Origin of the sequence: Photobacterium proteolyticum, assembly GCF_001939735.1 — a bacterium.
Lineage (GTDB): Bacteria > Pseudomonadota > Gammaproteobacteria > Enterobacterales > Vibrionaceae > Photobacterium > Photobacterium proteolyticum.
The window spans coordinates 141,120-161,930 of sequence record NZ_MJIL01000087.1; the positions used below are offsets into that span (position 1 = coordinate 141,120).

Genomic DNA, 20,811 nt, shown 5'->3' on the forward strand with positions numbered 1-20,811 from the left:
ATAAAAATATGCCATAAAAAAAGACCGGATATATCCGGTCTTCTCATAAGTTACATGGCTTGGCTACGTCGGTTACGCTAGGTCAAGCTCGAGCATTTCCTGAATATTGCCCTGGGACTTCGGCTCCTGGCCAAAACCGCGCAAGCCAACAACATGAACATGCTCACGATCTTTGAAGATCTTACGAACCAGTTTGTAGGTGGTGCCTTTTTCAGGGCTAATATTCTCCGGAGCCGCAATCAACAGCTGCATATCCAGACGCTCACACAGCTCAAACAGCGTAGCGATAGATTTTGCATCCAGTCGGGCAGCCTCATCGAGGAACAACAGACGACACGGAATAATCTCTTTTCCGCGCAGACGGCGAGATTCTTCTTCCCAGCTCTGGACAACCATTAGCAGAATCGCCTGGCCCGTACCGATTGCCTCACCGGTCGATAGCGCACCAGATTCGGCCTGTAGCCAGCCATCAGTACCACGGTTTACCTCAATGCTGAGCTCAAGGTAGTTACGGTAATCAAGCAGCTCTTCACCCATGATCTGCGGCGAACGCTGCCCCATCTCAATATGCGGGTTCAGACGCTGGAACAGTTTGGCTATCGCTTCGGAGAACGTCAGGCGATGGTTGCCAAACAGATCCTGATGCTGATCCTGCTGCTCCGCCAAACCGCTCAGCAGTGCCTCATGGGTATCACGCACTTTGACATTCAGGCGAACACCTTTCACCTGACCAAAGCCAATATTCTGCAGCCCCTGGTTCAGCATACGGATACGGTTTTGCTCTCGCTGGATTGTCTTGCGGATAATATTCGCCACCGAGTCAGAACTGATCGCCAGACGCTGTTCACGGGCCGTCAGCTCTTCGCTCAGGCGAGCCAGCTCGACCTCCATCTCTTCGATCGCCTCGACCGGATCGTCGGTGCGAATAATATCGTGACGGATACGCTCGCGAAGATGCTGGTAGACGGCAATATAGAACAGAACCTTACGCTCAGGACGCGAAACATCTTCCGACGCACGCAGCGCATCGCGCAATTCCTCGTTATCGGCGACAGCCAGACGCAATGCACCCAGCGACTTATCCGATAGCGAGCGCAGTTCATCGGCAGACATGTAAGCCATCTCGCGACGGTGCAGGCGACGTTCGACATCGCTTTCGCGCGCCAGACGCAATACCGCGCACCAACCGGCCTTGGCAGTTACCACCAGCTTGCGGATTTCCTGGTATTCCTTGCCGACTTTACGCAGGCGCTTAACCAGCGCTTTCATCTCCAGCTCAATCGAGGTGATTGCTTTTTCCAGCTGGCTGCGACGAGTACGGGAGCTGTGCAGACGTTCGTTCAGCTCGTCACGGCGCAGGCGGGCACGCTCTTCTGCTTCAAGATCAGCGCGAACGCCCAGCTCCTGCAGCTCACGTTCAAACTCCTGAACCGTTTCCAGCTTCGCCTGATGCGAGCTCTTGAGCGATGCCATCAACTGGTTGTACTGGTTGGCCTGGGCACGTGACTGCTTCAGCGCATCACGGCTGCGGGTACGCTCGCGCTCTGCCGCAACCAATTTCGCCTTCAACTGTTCATTAAGCTCCGAGCTCTTGTTAAGTAGCTCAACTGAATCGGCATAGCTAAAGTGGTGGCGACGCTCAACCAAGTCCGCAATCGCAAAGATCTTGGTTTTCAGCGACTGCAAGGTGTTGTCAGCCTGCTCGTATTGAGCCTGCAGGGCATCAAACTGCTCCGGATCGGCATCCAGTGCAGATACCAGCCCTTCCAGTTCCACCACAGCCTTGCCATGTCGGTCAAGGTAGTTACGCGCCTCATCAAGCTGAGACAGTTGCTGTTCAACTTCTTCAAAGCGCGCTGTCAGGGTGTCGTCTTCCAGCAAGTTAACAACCGGTGTCAGCTTGCCCAGCAACGCCAGTCCCTCACGCGCAGCCGTCAGCTGACTGCGTTGCTGCTGCTCAGTGGCATCGGAGTCAGACAGGCTACGAGTGATCTGGTTACGCTTGTCACGCGCCGCTTTCAGCTCAACTTCCGGATCGGCATTAAAGGCAACGGCCATATGGGTGGCGACAAAACTATTAAAGCTCTGATACAGACGCTGCAGCTTTTGCGAGTCAAACGCGGCCTTGGCGTGATCTTCGACAACTTGCTCACGTTCCTCACGCAGTTGCTCGAGACGCTGCTCGCGGGCAGCTCGGCCAAATAGCGGAACTTTAGGGAAACGAGAGTATCGCAGCTGACGGTCGTTCAGGTGAACACAAACAGCCTCTTCCAGTTCATCGACGTCAAAGCCACTGTCATCAAACGAATCGGCATCACCCTCAATGATATACAGGTCATCCGGACAGTCATCCAGCGCCACCAGCTTGTCTTTGATGCCCTTCAGATCCGGCACCACAATGGCGTGACGCGCCGGGCCGTACATCGCACTGAAGTACGGGGCATCAGCCAGAGTAATGTCGTCATAAATTTCTGACAGCAGGCTACCGCCAAGCGTATCTGCCAATGCGCGCAGGCGAGAATCATCGCTACCGCCCGGCTGTGCCAGGCGCTCGATATCCAGCTCCAACTGCGTCTTGCGTGCCGCCAACTGGTCGCGTGTTGCCGAGGTCTCACGCTCCTTATCCAGTGTCAGCTGCATCGCATCCATCACCGCCTGGCTGTCAAACAGCTCGCGCTCAGACTGCTCAGACAATTTTTCCAGTGCATCTGATGCCGCAATCCAGGCCGGTGCCGATGCCTCCAGCGACGAAATTTGCGCAGACAACTGCAGCTCCTGACGACGAAACTCGCCACGCTGCTCGACTAACACCTCTTGCTGTTGCTCAAGGCTTTCCAGCGTCGCTTCATGACGGGCCTGCTCTTCAGCCAGTGCCAGCTCGCTGTCGACAGTGACGGCAAATCGCTTGGCATAGGTTTCGGCCAGCTCGGTCGCCTGACGCTGGTTGCGAACACTGCGCTCCAAATCACGGTATTGTGCCTTGAGCTGTTCACCACGGTCTGCAACGGTGCGAAGCTGGCGGGTATGTGCAATTAGTTCGCGCGCCTTGTCACCTGCCTGGGCACGATCAACCGCACCGGCAATGGTCGTGACAATTTGCAGGCCTTTCTCAAACTGCTGGGCCGCAGCCGAAGACATATCCAGTTTATGTTTCAGCGCCAGCAGTGCTGTGGTCTGTACTTCCTGCTCTTGTTTGAGCTGGGACAGGTAAGGCACCGCCTGATCTGCAAGTAGCTGATGATCGCCAGACAGATCGCGGGCTTTCTCCAGCGCCTGTACCGCCTGCTGATACTGCAGGGCGCGGGTCTGCTGCATATCCAGCGCCTGCTGGTAGTCTGCCAGCTGAGTTTTCAGGCTGTCGACTTCCTCTTCGCTCAACAGTGCCTGCTCTTCAGCCATCGATAGCTGTTCGGCCGCTTCTTCAACCACCATCACCTGCTCTTCCAGGCGCTCGGTCAGCTCTTCAAGATCCTCGCGGTAGCGCTCAATCTTCTCTTGCTGACGGACTGCGGTCTGAACTAGCTGCAGGTGATCCGACGCAGCCTGATGATCCTGCTCCAGTGCGCCTTCACGCTCTGTCAGTTCGTCCAGCTCGCCAGTCATGTTGATCATCGATGTTTGCTGATCATCCAGCACCTTGCGCGAACCCAGCAGTTCGCCTCGCAGGCTCAGGGTCTTTTCCAGCTTCTGGCGACGCTCGTTGGCATGGCGCATATAGTCCGCGGCAACATAATTGGTTGCCTCGGTGATCAAATGCTTGAACAGGTCACGGTCGTTCTGGGTCAGCTTGATCGCTTCCAGCGTCATCCGGTTTTCACGCAGTGCCGCTTCCATGTCCTGGAAGGCTTTCTTAACACCGGTATTTTGCGGCAGCAGGTAGTCACGCAGCGATCGGGTGATTGCACTCGATATACCACCGTACAGCGAGGCTTCAATCAGACGATAGAATTTGGAACGATCGCTGCTGTTGCGTAATTTCTTCGGCAGAACACCAAACTCAAACATCTGGGCATGGTAATCCGTCACCGAGTTAAAGGCTTTGAAGTGGGTCCCTTCGTACTCGGCAGCAATCTCTTTGACTTCGTTGATCTGACGAACTCGCGCTTGATTGTCAGACAAGGTTTCGACCAAGACTTCGGTTGGTTTAATGTCCGATGGCAGGCCCTGGATAATAAATGGCTTGATATCCACTTTCTTGTCACGGCCAGCCACTTGCTGCAGCTTGACCGCGAAGATGATGCGCTGCTTCTTGGAGTTAACCACATCCAGCGCCGCATAACATGCACCCGGCTTCAGCTTACCGTGCAAACCCTTGTCGCGCGAGGCGTTCGAGCTGCCTGCTTCAGTCGTATTCCGAAAGTGCAGCAGGCTCTGATCCGGGATCAGAGAAGTAATGAATGCCGCCATCGTTGTCGACTTACCGGCACCGTTACCACCCGACAGAGTGGTAACCAAATTATCAATGTCAAAGGTACGGGCAAAGAAGCCGTTCCAGTTGACCATTGTCAGCGATTGATACTTACCGCGTTCCATCAGGCTTCGCCCTCCTGTCCGTCATGCTCGGCTTGTTCTTTTTCTTGCTCGCCCGTTGCATCCAGCAGGCTAGACTGGCTTGGCTCCTGCTGGTGAACCACCACCGCTTCACCGTCACGGATCAGACGTAGCTGGGCTTCACGTACATCATCGCCAGTACGGACATCGGCACCAAAGCGGAATACCGCCTCGCTGATGCGGAATTTGCCGTTCTCGCCTACCGGAATGATCATCCCAATACGGCGCAGGCGACGCAGCGACGTTTTGACTTTGTCGAACAGTTTTTCCCGGTCGAGATCAGAGCCGGTTGCCCGGTTGGTGACCAGCTTCATCAGCTTGGCCTCGTCGGCCAGTGCCAGTAGCTCGTCGAACAGTTCCTGGTTGGTAAAAATCCCTTCGTGCGCCAAGCGCTCCGGGCTCAAATAAAGGAAACACAGTACCTTGCCCACCAGCATGTCGATTTCTGACAGTACCGAGCGGCCGATCAGTGACGTCGAGCGAGGACGCAGGTAGAAGAAACCTTCCGGGGCGCGAACCAACTCGGCATTATAACGTTTATAAAACATAACCAGCGGCTGCTCGAACTCAATCAGCAGAGCATGATTATCCAAATCTTCGCTGGCGATGTGGCGGCCAGAACGCAGCGCATTATCCAGTGCCGGGAAAAGCGGGTTGGCTATTGCCTTGGCCAGCTTTTCAGGCATAAATTCTTCAATATTTATCGATGACATTAGCTTGTACCTTGGCTCCGTATTCATTGATTGCTTCCCAGTCAGGCTGTATTGCATTAAAGTCCGACTCCGAGTAACCGAGCCTTACCGCCTGATCAATCACAATGCGCGCCAAATCAAAGTGCTGCGCATGTGGTTGCTGAGCCAAATAATCTTTAAGAAGCAAACTTAGGTTGATTGCAGCACCCGTTTCTTTGTGGGTCTGCAGCATTGCAGCAACTTGGTCGGCCAGCTGGTCGTTCACCAGGCTGAGCTCTTCAAATTCCATCTCTTCCGGCACAATACCGGTAACTTCGTCGTCCCGCAGTACCAACGCCTCGTCACGCATGTCCAGCAAACGCTCGGCATCGGCGTAGGTCAGCAGCCACGGCTCGTCGAAGTAATCAGTGACCGACTGACGTAAGCGCTGGCTGAAGGCACGATTCTTATCCATATCAATCGCGGTACGGATGAACTTATGGACATGGCGGTCATAGCCAATCCACAGATCAATGGCCTGCTGTCCCCAGTTGATGATTCGGTCAAGCTTGGCCTGCAGGATAAAGATCATCCCGTCGACGAAATCCAAATCCGGGTTACCCTGAATTTCCTCCTGGATAGCCAACAGCTGGGTTTGGAGCTGGTCACCTGCCGCCTGCAGAGTATCCTGCAGCTCACGCAGCGTACTGGAGGTTTCGTTCAGCAAGCTTTCGCAGTTGGTGATTGCCGCCCGCCAATCCTGATTCAGCAGCTCGGCAATATCTTGCTTAACCTGTTGCTGCTGCTCGTCCATGGTGCGTTGGTTAAGATCAATCCGGTCAAAGATTTCCGCCACGGAGTATTTCAGTACGGCGTAGACCTGCTGGCGCCAGTGTTTTTCATCACCACCTTCCTGCGCTGCTTCCGCAGCCTTGTTGATTTCGTCGGCAACCATTGCCAGCTGAATCGACAGTTTCAGTGAAGAATACTCGCGATGACGGGCGTAGTAGTCGGTTATGCTCAGCGCAAGCGGGCTGAGACGGTAAATACTGGCCCCATCCGTCACCTCACTGGTAAAGCGGGTGATCAGGCGCTGGCGAACCAGTTCATTAATGGCGTTATTGGCACGAAAGGCCAGGGTTTCCTGAGACTGATCGAACATATCGCTTACAATGCGAAACGCATCAATTAGCTCCCCTTCCCCTAATTCTTCATCAAAGCGATCGCCGCTTAATACAGCAATCGCCAACAAGAACGCCAGCCGCTCAGTTGGCAGGTTAAGCGAAAACTCATGCTGCTTAACCCAACTCACCAACTCAGGAACGGTCTGGGATACATCACTCATCCGTTGTCCTTATTGCTGTTATCGTTGCTTGTCCCGTTATCAGCAGGTGTCACCTGGTCTGATGGTTTCTGGGCGTATACATGGATATAGCGGCCCAGGGACAAATAAGGCTCCTGACGACAAAGCTTCTGCTCCATCTCAAGAACTTGTTCAAAACTGTAGTCACCCACCATGGTTGTCTGCATATAGTCATGGAAGGTACGCACGCCGGTTTTTCCGAGAATGGTAAATCCGGCGTCGGTTAACCAGCTATAGACATCTTCCGGCTTGATAGCCTGCTGTGGCTGTAGCTTAAAGCGCTTGCGATGCGGCATTCCCTCTTCGATATGAGTCAGGTTGCCACAAATTAAATTCTTGAACAGCAGTCCGTTGTAGTTGTAGAACATCACCGAGATAACCCCACCGGGCCTGGTTTGCTCCAATAACCGCTCAAGCGCCTCTTTCGGATCGGACAGCCACTCCATCACAGCATGGAATAACACCAAATCCGCTGGCTCAGTCAAATGCTCGCCAATTTCCTGGACCGAGCAGTGAACCAGACGATATTGCTCAAGAAGACCGTTGTTGGCAATTTCCTGCTCAGCCAGCTTCAGCATTTCACCAGAAAGATCACATAAAGTGACACGATGCCCCAGCTCAGCAATTTTTTGCGATAGCTGGCCGATCCCCCCGCCTGCATCAAGAATATGCAACGGTGTTTGTGATTCCAGCAAGGCTAAAATCTGCTCAAGATCTTGCCAGACAACAGTCTGCCTTATTTGGCCTTTTGCTGTCCCGTAGATATTTTTAGCAAATTTTTGCGCTAGGTCGTCAAAATTTCGATCTTTGATCACGTCAGCTTTACGTTATGATAGCGGTTGAAAAAATGTGGCTTATTTTCTCACAAGCGTTATAGGAATAAAGGCTTGTGGTGCTTTTTCGAGCTCAACTGCTGAATTTTCGGACTACATTGCATGTTTGAACTAAAAAAAATTGTTTCTGCATTACTCATGCCCCTGCCCGCACTGCTGATAATCGGGTTTCTGGGCTTGTTGATACTCTGGTTTACCCGACGCAAGGGACTCGCATCCTTTTTCATCGGATTCGCCTTTATCGGCATTTTCCTCGTATCCTTCCAGCCGATAGCAACCAGCTTGCTTCGGCCATTGGAACGCGAGAATAACCCCTTCGTCCCGACATCCACGACGGTGGACTATGTAATGGTGCTGGGAAGCGGGCATGTTATCGACCATGCGATGCCGATCACCTCCGAGCTGTCACGTACATCGCTGATGCGGCTGGCGGAAGGCATGCGTATCCACCGCATGTTCCCCGGCTCCAAACTGATCTTGTCGGGCTATGGTGGAGGTACCAGTATCAGTCAGGCCCGAATGATGGCAAAAGTGGCACTGGCACTGGGAACCAACAAAAGTGATATCCTGCTACTCGAAACGGCCAAGGATACCTGGGAAGAAGCATTCCAGGCGGCCTCAGTTGTCGGTGATAAAAAACTGGTTCTGGTCACCTCTGCCAGTCATATGACCCGGGCGATGAATGAGTTTGAGCAAGCCGGCCTGGCCCCGACCCCTGCGCCAACCAACTTTCTTGCCAGCAACAAGATCAAACAGCCTTGGGAGCGCTATAAGCCGCAAGCCAAATACCTGGAACAAACGGAGCGCTATTGGCACGAAACCCTGGGCCAGTGGTGGCAGCATCTAAGAAACCTGCTTGGTGAACCCAAACAAGCTCCCCAGCAACCAGAGTCAACGTCTAATGTGTCAATGGAGCTGGCATTGAATACCGCCTCTCCCGCTTAATCTCCCTTTGCAATCAGGCCGGTGAGCCGGCCTGATACAACGCCACGCATAGCATACAAAGCAAATTGCATTTCTGCAGCATATACACAGCAACAAAGCAATCATCCCAAGCCATTGTTTTGGTTAACAAACAATCGATAAGTGTGATTGTTGACCCTATATTCCAAACGGTTTTAATATGTTCGATTTTCTTATAGATTTGGTAATAAAAAACCGTTTCTGATAAGTGTCTAGCATCATACAATTGCGCTCCTAGCTAATAGATAAGTCTGAAATAGTGCTTTCAGGCGAACAAAATACTACTTGGAACGGCTCAGCATAATGTATCTAGTGATTAACCTGGCGCTCTTTGCCCTGCTTATTGGCTTCTTGTTCAAACAACAAAAAGCCGAGTACACACTCTCAAGACAGGTCTTTACCGGTCTTGGCTTCGGCGTCATCTTCGGCGGCGCGCTTCAGCTCGTTTACGGTGACGGTAGCCCGGTCATTACAGATACCCTCGACTATATCAATATCGTCGGGGCCGGTTATGTCAGCCTGCTGAAAATGATCATTATGCCGCTAATCATGGTTTCCATCATCGGCGCTATTATCAAAGTCAAAGACTCCGGTTCGCTGGGCAAGATATCAGGCCTTAGCATCGGGATCCTGCTGGCAACCACGGCGGCTTCTGCGCTTATCGGGATCCTAGTCAGCAACCTCTTTGGCCTGTCTGCTGAAGGCATTGTTCAGGGAGCGCGCGAGATTGCCCGTGGTGAAGTGCTTGAGACCCGCCTTAGCAGCGTCGAGTCACTCTCCTTTGCCGACATGATCATTTCATTCTTCCCAGGTAACCCATTTGCCGATTTAGCCGGCAGCCGTCCGACATCAACCATTGCCGTGGTGATCTTCTCAGCCTTCATCGGTGTCGCAGGCCTGAGCGTTATCCGTAACCAGCCAGAGCTCGGTGCAAGCTTCGAGAAATTTATCAATATTGCCCAGGAAGTGGTCCGTACCCTGGTTCGCATGGTGCTTAGCCTGACACCTTATGGTGTACTGGCCCTGATGAGTAAAGTCGTGGCTGGCTCTAACTATGATGACATCCTAAGCCTGATCAATTTCGTGACCGCCTCCTATGTCGGCCTGGCACTTATCCTGGTGATGCATTTAGTGCTGGTCTCATTCGTAGGCGTAAATCCAGTACGTTACCTGAAGAAAATCCTGCCGGTGCTGACATTCGCCTTCACTTCCCGTTCAAGTGCAGGAACTATCCCGCTGAATGTCGATACTCAGGTTAAAAAGCTGGGTAACGGTGAAGGTGTCGCAAACTTCTCGGCTTCTTTTGGTGCCACTATGGGTCAAAATGGCTGTGCTGGTCTGTATCCCGCCATGCTGGCAGTCATGATTGCACCGACAATCGGTATCAACCCGCTTGACCCAGGCTTCATGCTGACACTGATCGCCATCGTTACTATCAGCTCGTTCGGTATTGCCGGTGTCGGTGGTGGCGCAACCTTCGCGGCCCTGATTGTACTCTCGGCCTTGGACATGCCAGTTGCCCTTGCTGGCCTGCTTATCTCTATCGAACCGCTGATTGATATGGGACGTACAGCGGTGAATGTAAGCGGCGCGATGACGGCCGGAACAATCACCTCTCGCGTTTTGGGCCAGGCCGACAGCAGCCTGTTCGACGCTGACGATGATAGTGACAACAAACCAGTTAACGCTTAAAAACCATCCCAACAAATAGATTCAAGACCACCCGCGGGTGGTCTTTTTGTTTTTGCCATCATCACTTTTTCGGCAACACCGTTTCATGAACGGAATATGAATTGCCTACTCACATCAAGTTCAGTCGCGCTGGTGTTTAATAGCCTCATCAACCAAGACATCAATCACCATACGAATCACGATTAAATAGGTAGGATGACCATGATTAAGACAACTGTTTACGCAATTACCGCCGCATTGATCATCATGCCGACTGTCGCACTGGCTAACCCTAACGGCATGTCGTACAGCGGCCCAATTCAAACAACCACCGTCAGTGAAGTACTCGAGCAGACAAACCTGTTCTCGGAGCAAAATGTCATTCTGGAAGGCAAGCTGATCAAACAAATTAATGCTGATACCTATGTCTTCAGCGACGGTAAAAATGAAATCAATGTTGAAGTCGATGACGATATCCACCTTGGGCAAGCCATTGCACCCAACACCCGTCTGCGTGTCTACGGCGAAGTGGAAGGCAGTGCCATCCCAGAGGTTGAAATCGACAAGATTCAAGTCTTGTAAGCTTTGCGTAATTCTCCCCCCGCCCCAATTCCAAGACAGAGACAAAAAACAAAAAAGGCTGGTCATCATGACCAGCCTATTCAAATATTGTCGCTGTAGTTCAACCTGCTGTCAGCCGATCAGCTCGCGGACTTTTTCCAGATCTTCCGGCGTATCCACCCCGGCAGGCGGCGCATCAATGGCAACCTCAACGTGGATCTTCTCGCCGTACCACAGCACACGAAGCTGTTCCAGCGCCTCAATTTTTTCCAGCGCGCTCGGCTCCCAGTTAATATAAGTATTAATAAAGCCAGCACGGTAGGCATAAATACCGATATGACGCATCAGGTTCTGGTGGATCTCCTGTGGGCGCTTGGCAAAATTATCGCGATCCCACGGAATCGAAGCCCGACTGAAATACATCGCATAGCCATTCTTGTCCGTCACAACTTTTACTGCGTTAGGATTGAAGACCTCGTCAGCATGGTCAATCTCAACAGCCAGCGTGGCCATCGGCGCGTCGTCATTGTGGGCAAGGTTATCGGCAACCTGGCGAATGATGGTTTCAGGAATTAACGGCTCGTCACCCTGTACATTCACCACGATCTGATCGTCTGCCAACTGGTACTTCTCGACCACTTCTGCCAGGCGCTCAGTGCCAGACTCGTGATCATCACGGGTCAGGCAGACTTCACCGCCAAACCCTTCAACCGCATCGACAATACGCTGATCATCCGTAGCAACAATCACCTGCTCGGCACCGGCTTTGCTCGCCTGCTCGTATACCCACTGGATCATTGGCTTGCCGCCAATATCTGCCAGCGGCTTCCCCGGTAGGCGTGATGACTGGTAGCGTGCCGGTATGATTACCGTAAACGACATTATTTCACCTCGTCTGGGCTTAACGTGCGAGCTTCAGGCTCAAGCAGAACCGGAATGCCATCCTTGATGGGATAGGCAAGACGGTCAAACTTGCAAACCAGCTCACTTTTGTCTTTATCGAAGTTCAGCTTGCCCTTACAGACAGGGCAAGCCACGATTTCAAGCAGACGATGATCCATATTCTTCCTTTACCTCAATAATCCGGTTAATAATAGCCTCAGCTTCAGGCGCTGGCAGCACGGCATCAACAGGCAGATACCACCAGTTCGGCTGAGCGAAAGTTTGGCATTTCACCGCATCTTTCTCTGTCATTACCAAATGCCGGCCTTGCTCGGCCAGCTGTTTTAATTCCTGCTCGGAGAACGCCTGGTGATCAGCAAACGGCTGACACACCACGGGCGTCACTCCCAACAAGCTTAGTGTATTAAAGAACCGAGGGGGATGACCAATACCTGCCATCGCAACCACATCGGTCAGTTCTGCAGCCTGTCGACGCTCACCAGTTTGAAGATTAATCAGCGCAGATGGCTGCAGTTGCATAGGAGCTTCACCCTGTTGAGGCTGACCGCCGTTGCAAATCAGAAAATCCACCTCGGTCAGTCGCTCGCAAGACTCACGTAACGGCCCCATCGGGATCAGTTGCTCATTGCCAAAGCGACGCTGGCCGTCGATAACAACGATTTCGATATCACGCTCTAGCGCGTAATGCTGCAGGCCGTCATCGGTAATGATGACGTCGACATCCTGTTCCAGCAGGTGCCGTACGGCTTCAGCACGCTTTGGCGACACAACCACCGGGGCACCAGTACGGCGATGAATCAGTACAGGTTCATCACCTGCTTCTGTCGTCGAGGTTTCGGCACTCACCGTAAAAGGGTAATACGGAGCTTTGCCACCATAGCCACGCGACACGACGCCGGGTTTCAGCCCCTTGGCCTGAAGTTGCTCGACCAGCCAAACGACCACCGGTGTTTTACCATTGCCACCAGCGGTAATATTACCGACAACAACAACCGGAGCCGGCGCCCGGTAAGCAGCTTTCTCACCACACTGGTATTGCTGGCGACGACGGCGACTTATGATGCCGAACAACTTGCTGAGCGGCCACAGCAAAGGTTTGAGCAGTAATCCTGCCGGATGCTGCTCAAACCAGATTTTTTCGATAAGGGTCGACATTATTCACCAAACTGGATGCGATGCAGCTGAGCGTAAGCGCCATTTAGCGCCAGCAACTCGGCATGGACACCACGTTCGATAATTGCCCCTTCATCAACAACCAGGATCTGATCGGCATTCTCAATCGTTGACAAACGGTGCGCAATAACCAGCACCGTACGGTCTTTCTGAAGCTCATCCAGTGCCGACTGAATAGCACGCTCAGATTCTGTATCCAACGCTGAGGTTGCCTCATCAAGGATCAGTACCGGCGCATTTCTCAGCAAGGCACGAGCGATAGCAATACGCTGACGCTGGCCGCCCGACAGGCTCACGCCATTCTCACCGATCATAGTATCAAGACCTTTATCCATGCCCTTGATAAAGTCCATGGCATAGGCCAGCTCAGCGGCCTCTTCAATTTCAGTACGGCTAAACTTATCACCACTGGCATAGGCGATATTGTTGGCGATGGTATCATTGAAAAGATGCACGTTTTGCGAGACCACAGCCACCTGCTCACGCAGATTGGCAAGCTTATAGTCGCGGATCTCGTGCTCATCAATGCAAATTTGGCCCGAATCGATATCATAGAAGCGAGTGAGCAAGTTCGCGATGGTACTCTTGCCCGAGCCCGAACGGCCAACAAGGGCTAAAGTCTTACCAGCCGGGAGTGTGAAGCTAACATTGCGCAATGCCGGGGTATCTTTGGTTGGGTAGGTGAAGGTTACATCTTTAACTTCTATGTCACCTTTGACGCGCTCGGCCACGACAGTTCCGTGATCTTTTTCCGTTTCCAGCTCCATTAGCCCAAACAAAGTCTGACAGGCAGCCATACCACGCTGGAACTGAGAGGTGACATTCGTCAAGGCTTTAAGCGGGCGCATCAAACCGAACATGGCACCGAAAACCAGTGCAAACGTACCCGGCGTCAGCTCGGCACGCAATGCTTCGGTATTGGCCAGGATCAGCACCATCACCAAGGCTAAAGAAGCAATCACCTGGATCACCGGGTTCGCTATCGCCTGTGCCGATACCAGTTTCATCGTCTGCTGGCGCATACGGTTACTGACATCATCAAAGCGCTCTTTTTCAACCTGCTGGCCGCCATAGCTCAGTACCACCTTGTGGCCTTTCAGCATCTGCTCGGCAGAAGAGGTAACAGAGCCCATGGCGTCCTGCATATTTTTCGAAATACGACGGAAACGCTTGGAAACGACACGGATACTAATCGCGACAACCGGCGCAATAACTAGCAGGATTGCTGAAAGCTGCCAGCTATTCCAGAACATAATCCCCATAAGGGCAATAATGCTTGCCCCTTCTCGAACCAGGCTAACCAAAGAACCACTGGTAGCAGCGGCTACTTGCTCCGAGTCATAGGTAATACGGGACAATAACTTGCCGGATGATTCCTGATCAAAAAAGCCCACTGGCATTTTCATGAAATGATTAAACATCTGGCGACGCAACGACATGACGACATTACCGGACACCCAGGACAGACAATAGGCAGACACAAAACCGCTGAGCCCGCGCAGGATCATCAGCCCCAGCAGGTACAGAGGCATCATTGCCAAGAAGTTCGATTCAACGCTATCCAAGCCGCCGAAGCTTTCATCCATAAGTGGTTTGATCATCGAGAGCATCAGCGCGTCACTCGCCGAACTGATAATTAACGCAACAACTGCGACGCCAAGGCCTGCCTTATATAAGCTAATTGAAGGCCAAAGTCGTTTAAACGTATCCCAAGTGGATTGATCTGTTGGTTGTGTCATGAAAACCGGTTTTTCTTGAAGACAATTCTAGCTATTCTACTCCTTTCGTGCCGATGCACCAAACAAGTTCCGTCATCTCATTCTCGCGCTGCTTAATTATTAGGCACTTTATCAGCGAGTTACTCGTTAAACAGCGCCCGGTACCAGCTATTTTTTACCTCTTGCCGATAACGCAGAATATCAATATCGCCGTTATAGATACTGACGGACACCTGTCCGCTACGTGCTGTTGACAGCCAAACCGCCCCTTTGTCCACATAGCGTTGCCTGACTGCGGCTGAGGGCAGCGGCCACGGGCTATAGCGAGCCACAGAAACCAGTGCATAAGCCGGTGTCATCTTGGCAAGCCAGGTAGCCGTCGAGGAGGAATTGCTGCCGTGGTGGGGAACCAAAAGCACCTCTGGATTGAGGCCAGGTTCTAGATTGGCGAGCAGCAGCTCTGAAATAGCATCAATATCACCGGTCAGCAGAACTGATGTCGGATTGTCAGGGCTCAATGTCCTGTCGCTGATTTCGATGACACAAGAATGCGGATTAGCAGCCCGCTCCACCAGTCTGGGGGGCCAGAGCACACGAAAATCCAATTGCAGCCATTGCCACTGTTCGCCGCGAAGGCAAGGCATAAAACCAGCCCGCCTGTCACTGCTACGTTTCCACCCGGGCTTTAGCCTTGTTATAACATCTACCAGCCCGCCAGCATGATCGCTGTCCGCATGGCTGAGGATAAGCCCATCAAGCCGGTTCCTCCCTGTTGCGAGCATGACCGGCTCGATGACCGCGGTTACAACACTCCCCTGCTCCCAGCGGTTACCGGTATCGTAGAGGACGGTAAACTCACCACGCCGGATCAGTACCGCCAGACCATGACCAACATCCAGCATCTCAACCTGCCAGCCAGGCTTAGATTCAACATCATGATCAAGCAGTCCTAAAGCCCCGTGCCAGTTAACAATCACCAGTGCAGCCCCAGCGTACAGCGCCTTAAAGGTACGGACAGGCAGAAACCACAACAATATAGCCAGAACCAGAACGCCAAATAAATACGGCAGCCAATACACCGAGATACGCCACCAGGAACCACTGGCAAGCTCAGCCAGCCTTAGGACAGGAAACAACGACAGATCAGCCAACCACCATAGCCAAGCCGACAATGACGGCAGCCACAAAGAGGCAATAGCCGCCAGCACCAAAGGAACGGTCAGAAAGCTTACCCAGGGAACGGCGAACAGATTGACAACGACAGCTGCCACAGATACACCCCCGAACCACAGCCACTGTACCGGCAGCATCATGCCCATCAGGACCAGCTGCACCATCACCAACAGCTTCAGTTTGTTCGACCAGTTACGCAGCCAGGTAGCCTCGCCCCCGGTGTCAGCCCGTACCCCGCTGACACTGGCGATATACAATACGAAAACAGCGGAAAACGACAACCAAAGACCAGCCGAATATGAGCCTAGCGGATTAAGTATCAGGCACACCATAAGGGCTAACAACAGGATCTGCCAGCCGGGCCAGTGCACACGGCATCGAATCAGCACCATGACCATGGTGCTCATCAACAGTGCCCGTTGTGTCGGCAGGCTAAATCCTGCTAGCCAAGCGTAGCCCAGAGCAAACAACAGGCCCAGCCATAGCGGTAGCCAAAGCAGGCAATCCCATTCGGGGCCAATACCGCGTATCTGGCTGCCGAGCCACCATCCGCACACCACAGCCAGGCCAATATGGAGGCCGGAAATCGCCATCAAATGCGACAAGCCGCTGTCTCGTAGCAGAAGCCAGTCTTTATCAGACAGTCCGTCGCGAAAGCCAAAGCCAAGTGCCAGCAAATAGGACCGATTAGTCAGATTTTCAGTCAATGCCACCACTCGATCCAGCAGCCGTTGACGCGAAGTTATTTCGGAGAGTACTGGGCCGGAGCGGATAGGTGACGGCAGCTTCCGACCGGAGAGTACCGTCCCTTTACCATGCAGTTGATTACCTAGGAAATAACGCTCGGCATCAAACCCTGCATGGTTGACCCTGCCATAGGGTCGACGAAGCCTAACTTCCAGCTCCCAGCGCTCGCCCTGCTTCATTTCGACAGTTCGCGGCCACTCCAACCTCACTCGCAACGGATTATATACAGGTAGTTCGTGCTGCCCTATCGAAGAAAGCGTAAAATCAAATCTGGAGGCGGGGATATTTTGATTTATTAGGCTGCTAACTTCACCAACTATGGTAATATTCTCGCGCTCATTAGGTATTAATCGGACAGCATCTGCATAAAATGTTGCTCCAATTTTCGCCACAAAGGCGCCAATAACGACCCAGATCAACAATCTGAGCCGTGAAAGGTATAAAACTACACCACCTATCATTAAGGCTGTAATAAACCATATGTAATCTGGTATTAACGGCCAGAAATGAAGCGATAAAATTCCTAACGCAATACCGGCTACGGCTTGGTTCATAACCGTGTTGCCACAATTACAAACGAATAAAAATGCCAAGACAAGTAATTAGACGTTTCTTGCCAAGCCATGACGTAATCAAGCGCCAGAAAGCGCTCAAGATTTTCGGTAATGTGCTTTACAACCCCAATTTGTGGTGTCTCAACCGCCGGTCGGCCTCCGGGGCCTTTGCCGTGGGCCTCTTTATGGCATTTGTTCCGCTCCCCAGCCAGATGATCATGGCTGCAGGCCTTGCCATCTTGTTCAGTGTTAACTTGCCCCTGTCTGTTTGCCTTGTCTGGGTAAGCAACCCGGTTACCATGCCAGTGCTTTTCTATGGTGCCTATAAGATCGGGGCCTGGCTGATGAATACTCCCCACCAACCTTTTCACTTCGAACTTTCGTGGGAGTTTTTGCTGCACCAAATGAATCAAATCGGGCCTCCCTTCCTGCTCGGCTGTGCCGTCTGCGGGGTATTTTTTGGTCTTGTGGGCTATCTGGGCATTCGTGGACTGTGGCGCTATTCGGTTGTACGAAGCTGGAACAAACGACGTTTTCGCTAACATGTTGCTCGTAGGTTCACCACTGCAGAACACAAAAAAACCTCGCCTAAGCGAGGTTTTTTTATACGTTTAGCCAATGACATACAATGACTAAATACCCGTGTGAGAACCAGCTATCAAACAATCGACGGTGCAAGCTACATTTGCTGCGGAAGCCGCGAGGCCATTCTCACAATTTAACGGCTCTGCCAGCATGTGTCTGCCTACTGATCTTGGGTATTGGTTTTAGATATTGATATTGGCTACTTGGCACTCAGCACCTGAGCTGGCTGCAAGGCACTAGCCCGTCTTGCCGGGTACCAGGTTGCCAGCAGGCTAAGTACAATCGCGGTAAACGAAACTATCGCGACATCCTGCCAGGCCAGCTCGGTAGGGAGAAAATCAACAAAGTAGATATCTCCGGAAAGGAACTGGTGGCCAATTATACTCTCTAGCCCCTTTATCAGCGATGTCAGGTTAACTGCAACCAATGAACCCAGCATAGCCCCCAGCAGGCTGCCAACAACCCCCGACAAAATACCGTGCCAGATAAAAATAGCCTTCACCAGCCCGTCGCTGGCCCCCATGGTGCGTAATATAGCAATATCTGCCGAGCGATCTTTTACCGCCATCATCAGGGTCGAAATAATATTGAAGCATGCCACGCCAATCACCAGCACCATCACCAGGTACATAATGGTACGTACCATCTGGATATCCCGGTATAGATAGCCGTATTTCTGGGTCCAGCTCTTCAGGTAGACATAAACCGGCAGGGTAAACCCGACCTCACGCACTATGGTTTGCGCATCCAGTACATTCTCGACATTCAACGAGATCCCGGACACTCCGTCCCCCATCGACAGATATTGCTGGGCATCTGCCAGTGGTACCAGGGCAAAGTTATGGTCTATCTGACCTCCCAGCGCCAGCAGGCCTGACACTTGTAGCCGAATACGGTGCGGAGCCTTAAGCTTCAGCGCCGGATCGGGATTAGGGATCATTGCCGTGATCCAGTCGCCCTCGGTAATACCCAGCTTATCAGCGACACCCTGCCCCAAAATCACCTGTTTTTTACCCGCCGAGAACGACTGCCAGGCATTGTCCTTCACATAGTCCGGAATCGCACTGACCTTACGCTCCTCCTCGGGATTGACCCCACGTACCTCCACCGCCTTCAGGCTGCTGCCTTTTTCAAGCAGCGCAGTAAAACGAATATAGGGTGCGGCGGCAGTCACCTGAGGATGCTCCTGCACGGTATCCAGCACTGAGGTCCACTCGGTAAACGGTGGCTTAACCGCTTCAAGTTCGCCGTGCGGGATCACCGACAACACCCGGTTTTGCAGCTCACGCTCAAACCCGTTCATTGCCGACAGGCCGATGATGATCACCGCCACGCCGACAGCGATACCCAGCGTCGATGAAATCGAGATGAATGACACCATCCGGTTACGTTGTTTTGCCCGGCTAAAACGGCTACCGATAAACAGAGAAAGCGGTCTGAACATTACGCCACCTCTACCTTCTCCAGCTCGCCATCTTGCATGTGCATACAGCGATCCAGCTTACCGGCCAACTCGTTATCATGGGTAACCACCAGAAAAGCGGTGCCCGACTCTTTGTTCAGCTTGCGCATCAGCTCATAAATTTCAATGGCCGTCTTGTGATCCAAATTACCGGTCGGCTCGTCGGCCAATACCAAGGCCGGATTGTTAACAATCGCCCGGGCAATTGCCACACGCTGACGCTCGCCCCCGCTAAGTTCAGAGGGACGGTGCTCCAGCCGGTGCTGCAAGCCAACCTGTTCCAGCATACTTTCTGCCTGGGATCTTGCCTTATCAGACGGAACACCGCCGATAAGCAGCGGCATCGCCACATTCTCAACCGCACTGAAATCAGCCAGCAAATGGTGGAACTGATAAACAAAGCCAATTTCCTGATTACGGATTTTTGCCTGCTTGTTGGCGCTCATGGCATTGAGCTTCTGACCTTTGAAAAACACATCCCCTGCCGTCGGCTGATCCAATGCACCCAACAGGTGCAGCAAAGTACTTTTCCCCGAGCCGGAAGCCCCTACAATCCCGACCAGTTCACCGGCATTGATACCGAAGCCAACATCTTTCAATACCTCTGTTTCAAGCTGAGCTTCGCGATAAACCTTACGCAACCCATGACAAACCAATAACGAATTACTCATAACGCAATGCCTCAGCAGGACGAACAGATGCTGCACGATAAGAAGGAAAAACAGTTGCCAGCAGGCTCAATACAATTGCGCCGACAATAACCAAGAAAATTTGTACAGGCTCAACCACCACAGGCAGTGAACCACCGACCATAAGTAGCTTGACGCCCAGCACAGACAATACGGAATTCAGGTTGAACGCCAAAAACGTACCCAACAGGCCACCGGAGAGCGCACCAATAACGCCGCTGCTGGCACCCTGAACAATAAACACCAGCAGGATTTGACGGCTTGTCATCCCCTGGGTTTTGAGAATAGCAACCTCGGCCTGCTTCTCCATCACCACCATGATCAGCGCCGAGATAATATTAAACGCCGCCACCCCGATGATAAGGCCAAGCATTAGGCCCATCATATTCTTTTCCATCTTGACGGCCTGAAATAACTCACCACGCTGTTCACGCCAGTCAGACCACAACCAGCCATTTTCCAGCGGTAACTGGGCAAGCTCGGTCACAACAAACGGATCATCGACAAACAAGCGCCAGCCGCTAATTTCGCCGGGCTTATAGCGCAGCAACTTACCGGCATCGACAATATTGGTGAGGATCAGTTGCTTATCGACATCCGAGCCGGTGTTGAACATGCCTTCAACCACAAAATTTCGCTGGCTGGGAATACGTCCGAGCGGCGTATACTGGCTGGCACTGGTAACCATCAGGCGCACCTTGTCACCAACATCAACGCCAAGCTGCCCGGCCAGAGACTGACCAAGAATAATGCGGTAGCTACCCGGGGTAAGGCTCTCCACATCCCCCTGAGTGACATAGTAACCGACCGGCTCGAAGGCATCCGGGTCAACGCCCAGCAGCGTGCCGGCCGATAATGACGAGGCACTTTGCAGAACAGTTTCACTGCGGGTTAGCGGCGTGACCATGCCCACATGGGGCAAACCGGTGAGCGAAACCGGCGGCTCACTCTCCCAGGCAACCTTACCACCGGGCTGTGATACCAGTGCCTGGGGCATCACGCCAAGGATCCGTTCCTTGAGCTGCTGTTCAAAACCGTTCATCACCGAAAGCACCGTTACCAGAGCCAGCACACCTATGGTGATCCCCGCCGTAGACATATAGGAAACAAAGCGGCTGAATCGGTCCCCGGAACGACCTCGCAAGTAGCGCAGGCCAATAAAGAAAGAGACTGGATGAAACATAAACGAAGTCG

The 20,811-nt window shown here is 52.6% G+C and carries 16 protein-coding genes; 4 read left to right on the forward strand and 12 right to left on the reverse strand.

Annotated elements, in window-relative coordinates; translation table 11 throughout:
- Positions 1–72 precede the first annotated feature (72 nt).
- Genes mukB through cmoM form a run of 4 tightly spaced genes read right to left on the reverse strand, consistent with a single transcriptional unit; the run spans position 73 to position 7,400 of the window.
- On the reverse strand, positions 73–4,533 hold the full coding sequence (gene mukB / locus BIT28_RS18790; RefSeq protein WP_075766474.1) for a chromosome partition protein MukB: 4,461 nt from the start codon (positions 4,531–4,533) through the stop codon (positions 73–75).
- Positions 4,533–5,264 (reverse strand): chromosome partition protein MukE, encoded by a 732-nt coding sequence (mukE, locus tag BIT28_RS18795; RefSeq protein ID WP_075766475.1) that lies wholly within the window; start codon positions 5,262–5,264, stop codon positions 4,533–4,535. The genes mukB and mukE overlap by 1 nt, the downstream gene beginning before the upstream one ends.
- Positions 5,245–6,567 carry a chromosome partition protein MukF gene (gene mukF / locus BIT28_RS18800; RefSeq protein ID WP_075766476.1) on the reverse strand — a complete coding sequence of 441 codons (1,323 nt, stop codon included), beginning with the start codon at positions 6,565–6,567 and terminating at the stop codon, positions 5,245–5,247. Before mukF ends, mukE begins: the two co-directional genes overlap by 20 nt.
- Positions 6,564–7,400: a tRNA uridine 5-oxyacetic acid(34) methyltransferase CmoM gene (gene cmoM / locus BIT28_RS18805; protein WP_075766477.1), complete on the reverse strand. Its 837-nt coding sequence runs from the start codon at positions 7,398–7,400 to the stop codon at positions 6,564–6,566. Before cmoM ends, mukF begins: the two co-directional genes overlap by 4 nt.
- 120 nt (positions 7,401–7,520) lie before the next feature.
- On the opposite strand from cmoM, the gene elyC reads away from it, so the two are divergent.
- The 3 genes from elyC to BIT28_RS18825 all read left to right on the forward strand — a co-directional run bounded on the left by elyC (position 7,521) and on the right by BIT28_RS18825 (position 10,634).
- The gene (elyC, locus tag BIT28_RS18810; RefSeq protein ID WP_075766478.1) at positions 7,521–8,363 is read left to right on the forward strand and encodes an envelope biogenesis factor ElyC; all 843 of its coding nucleotides are present in this window, start codon (positions 7,521–7,523) and stop codon (positions 8,361–8,363) included.
- Between the two features lie 321 nt (positions 8,364–8,684).
- Positions 8,685–10,073 carry an L-cystine transporter gene (locus BIT28_RS18820; RefSeq protein WP_075766480.1) on the forward strand — a complete coding sequence of 463 codons (1,389 nt, stop codon included), beginning with the start codon at positions 8,685–8,687 and terminating at the stop codon, positions 10,071–10,073.
- A 201-nt stretch (positions 10,074–10,274) separates the two neighbouring features.
- The gene (locus tag BIT28_RS18825; RefSeq protein WP_175577565.1) at positions 10,275–10,634 is read left to right on the forward strand and encodes a YgiW/YdeI family stress tolerance OB fold protein; all 360 of its coding nucleotides are present in this window, start codon (positions 10,275–10,277) and stop codon (positions 10,632–10,634) included.
- 111 nt (positions 10,635–10,745) lie between these two features.
- On the opposite strand, the gene kdsB is transcribed toward BIT28_RS18825, so the two are convergent.
- The 5 genes from kdsB to BIT28_RS18850 form a co-directional block, all read right to left on the reverse strand.
- Positions 10,746–11,495, reverse strand: a complete 750-nt coding sequence (gene kdsB, locus BIT28_RS18830; protein ID WP_075766481.1) for a 3-deoxy-manno-octulosonate cytidylyltransferase — start codon at positions 11,493–11,495, stop codon at positions 10,746–10,748.
- Positions 11,495–11,674: a Trm112 family protein gene (locus BIT28_RS18835; protein ID WP_075766482.1), complete on the reverse strand. Its 180-nt coding sequence runs from the start codon at positions 11,672–11,674 to the stop codon at positions 11,495–11,497. Before BIT28_RS18835 ends, kdsB begins: the two co-directional genes overlap by 1 nt.
- Positions 11,655–12,671 carry a tetraacyldisaccharide 4'-kinase gene (gene lpxK, locus BIT28_RS18840; protein WP_075766483.1) on the reverse strand — a complete coding sequence of 339 codons (1,017 nt, stop codon included), beginning with the start codon at positions 12,669–12,671 and terminating at the stop codon, positions 11,655–11,657. The genes BIT28_RS18835 and lpxK overlap by 20 nt, the downstream gene beginning before the upstream one ends.
- Positions 12,671–14,428, reverse strand: a complete 1,758-nt coding sequence (gene msbA / locus BIT28_RS18845; RefSeq protein WP_075766484.1) for a lipid A ABC transporter ATP-binding protein/permease MsbA — start codon at positions 14,426–14,428, stop codon at positions 12,671–12,673. The genes lpxK and msbA overlap by 1 nt, the downstream gene beginning before the upstream one ends.
- A 119-nt stretch (positions 14,429–14,547) precedes the next feature.
- Entirely contained in the window at positions 14,548–16,881 is a 2,334-nt protein-coding gene (locus BIT28_RS18850) for a DNA internalization-related competence protein ComEC/Rec2 (protein ID WP_075766485.1), read from the reverse strand.
- Between the two features lie 32 nt (positions 16,882–16,913).
- On the opposite strand from BIT28_RS18850, the gene BIT28_RS18855 reads away from it, so the two are divergent.
- Positions 16,914–17,423: a DUF2062 domain-containing protein gene (locus tag BIT28_RS18855; protein WP_075766486.1), complete on the forward strand. Its 510-nt coding sequence runs from the start codon at positions 16,914–16,916 to the stop codon at positions 17,421–17,423.
- A 242-nt stretch (positions 17,424–17,665) separates the two neighbouring features.
- Here the strand turns inward: BIT28_RS18855 and lolE are convergent, their stop codons facing one another.
- Genes lolE through lolC form a run of 3 tightly spaced genes read right to left on the reverse strand, consistent with a single transcriptional unit; the run spans position 17,666 to position 20,800 of the window.
- Positions 17,666–18,910: a lipoprotein-releasing ABC transporter permease subunit LolE gene (lolE, locus tag BIT28_RS18860; protein ID WP_075766487.1), complete on the reverse strand. Its 1,245-nt coding sequence runs from the start codon at positions 18,908–18,910 to the stop codon at positions 17,666–17,668.
- The gene (lolD, locus tag BIT28_RS18865) at positions 18,910–19,599 is read right to left on the reverse strand and encodes a lipoprotein-releasing ABC transporter ATP-binding protein LolD (RefSeq protein WP_075766488.1); all 690 of its coding nucleotides are present in this window, start codon (positions 19,597–19,599) and stop codon (positions 18,910–18,912) included. Before lolD ends, lolE begins: the two co-directional genes overlap by 1 nt.
- A complete protein-coding gene (lolC, locus tag BIT28_RS18870) occupies positions 19,592–20,800 on the reverse strand; it encodes a lipoprotein-releasing ABC transporter permease subunit LolC (protein WP_075766489.1) in 1,209 nt (402 codons plus the stop codon). The genes lolD and lolC overlap by 8 nt, the downstream gene beginning before the upstream one ends.
- Positions 20,801–20,811 lie beyond the last annotated feature (11 nt).

Bases quoted from the DNA above. Each gene is read 5' to 3' on its own strand.
- mukE (WP_075766475.1), bottom strand. From the start codon at position 5,264: ATGTCATCGATAAATATTGAAGAATTTATGCCTGAAAAGCTGGCCAAG.
- mukF (WP_075766476.1), bottom strand. From the start codon at position 6,567: ATGAGTGATGTATCCCAGACCGTTCCTGAGTTGGTGAGTTGGGTTAAG.
- lpxK (WP_075766483.1), bottom strand. From the start codon at position 12,671: ATGTCGACCCTTATCGAAAAAATCTGGTTTGAGCAGCATCCGGCAGGA.
- lolE (WP_075766487.1), bottom strand. From the start codon at position 18,910: ATGTTCAGACCGCTTTCTCTGTTTATCGGTAGCCGTTTTAGCCGGGCA.
- mukB (WP_075766474.1), bottom strand. From the start codon at position 4,533: ATGGAACGCGGTAAGTATCAATCGCTGACAATGGTCAACTGGAACGGC.
- lolC (WP_075766489.1), bottom strand. From the start codon at position 20,800: ATGTTTCATCCAGTCTCTTTCTTTATTGGCCTGCGCTACTTGCGAGGT.
- BIT28_RS18850 (WP_075766485.1), bottom strand. From the start codon at position 16,881: ATGAACCAAGCCGTAGCCGGTATTGCGTTAGGAATTTTATCGCTTCAT.
- BIT28_RS18835 (WP_075766482.1), bottom strand. From the start codon at position 11,674: ATGGATCATCGTCTGCTTGAAATCGTGGCTTGCCCTGTCTGTAAGGGC.
- BIT28_RS18825 (WP_175577565.1), top strand. From the start codon at position 10,275: ATGATTAAGACAACTGTTTACGCAATTACCGCCGCATTGATCATCATG.
- msbA (WP_075766484.1), bottom strand. From the start codon at position 14,428: ATGACACAACCAACAGATCAATCCACTTGGGATACGTTTAAACGACTT.
- BIT28_RS18855 (WP_075766486.1), top strand. From the start codon at position 16,914: ATGCCAAGACAAGTAATTAGACGTTTCTTGCCAAGCCATGACGTAATC.
- BIT28_RS18820 (WP_075766480.1), top strand. From the start codon at position 8,685: ATGTATCTAGTGATTAACCTGGCGCTCTTTGCCCTGCTTATTGGCTTC.
- elyC (WP_075766478.1), top strand. From the start codon at position 7,521: ATGTTTGAACTAAAAAAAATTGTTTCTGCATTACTCATGCCCCTGCCC.
- kdsB (WP_075766481.1), bottom strand. From the start codon at position 11,495: ATGTCGTTTACGGTAATCATACCGGCACGCTACCAGTCATCACGCCTA.
- lolD (WP_075766488.1), bottom strand. From the start codon at position 19,599: ATGAGTAATTCGTTATTGGTTTGTCATGGGTTGCGTAAGGTTTATCGC.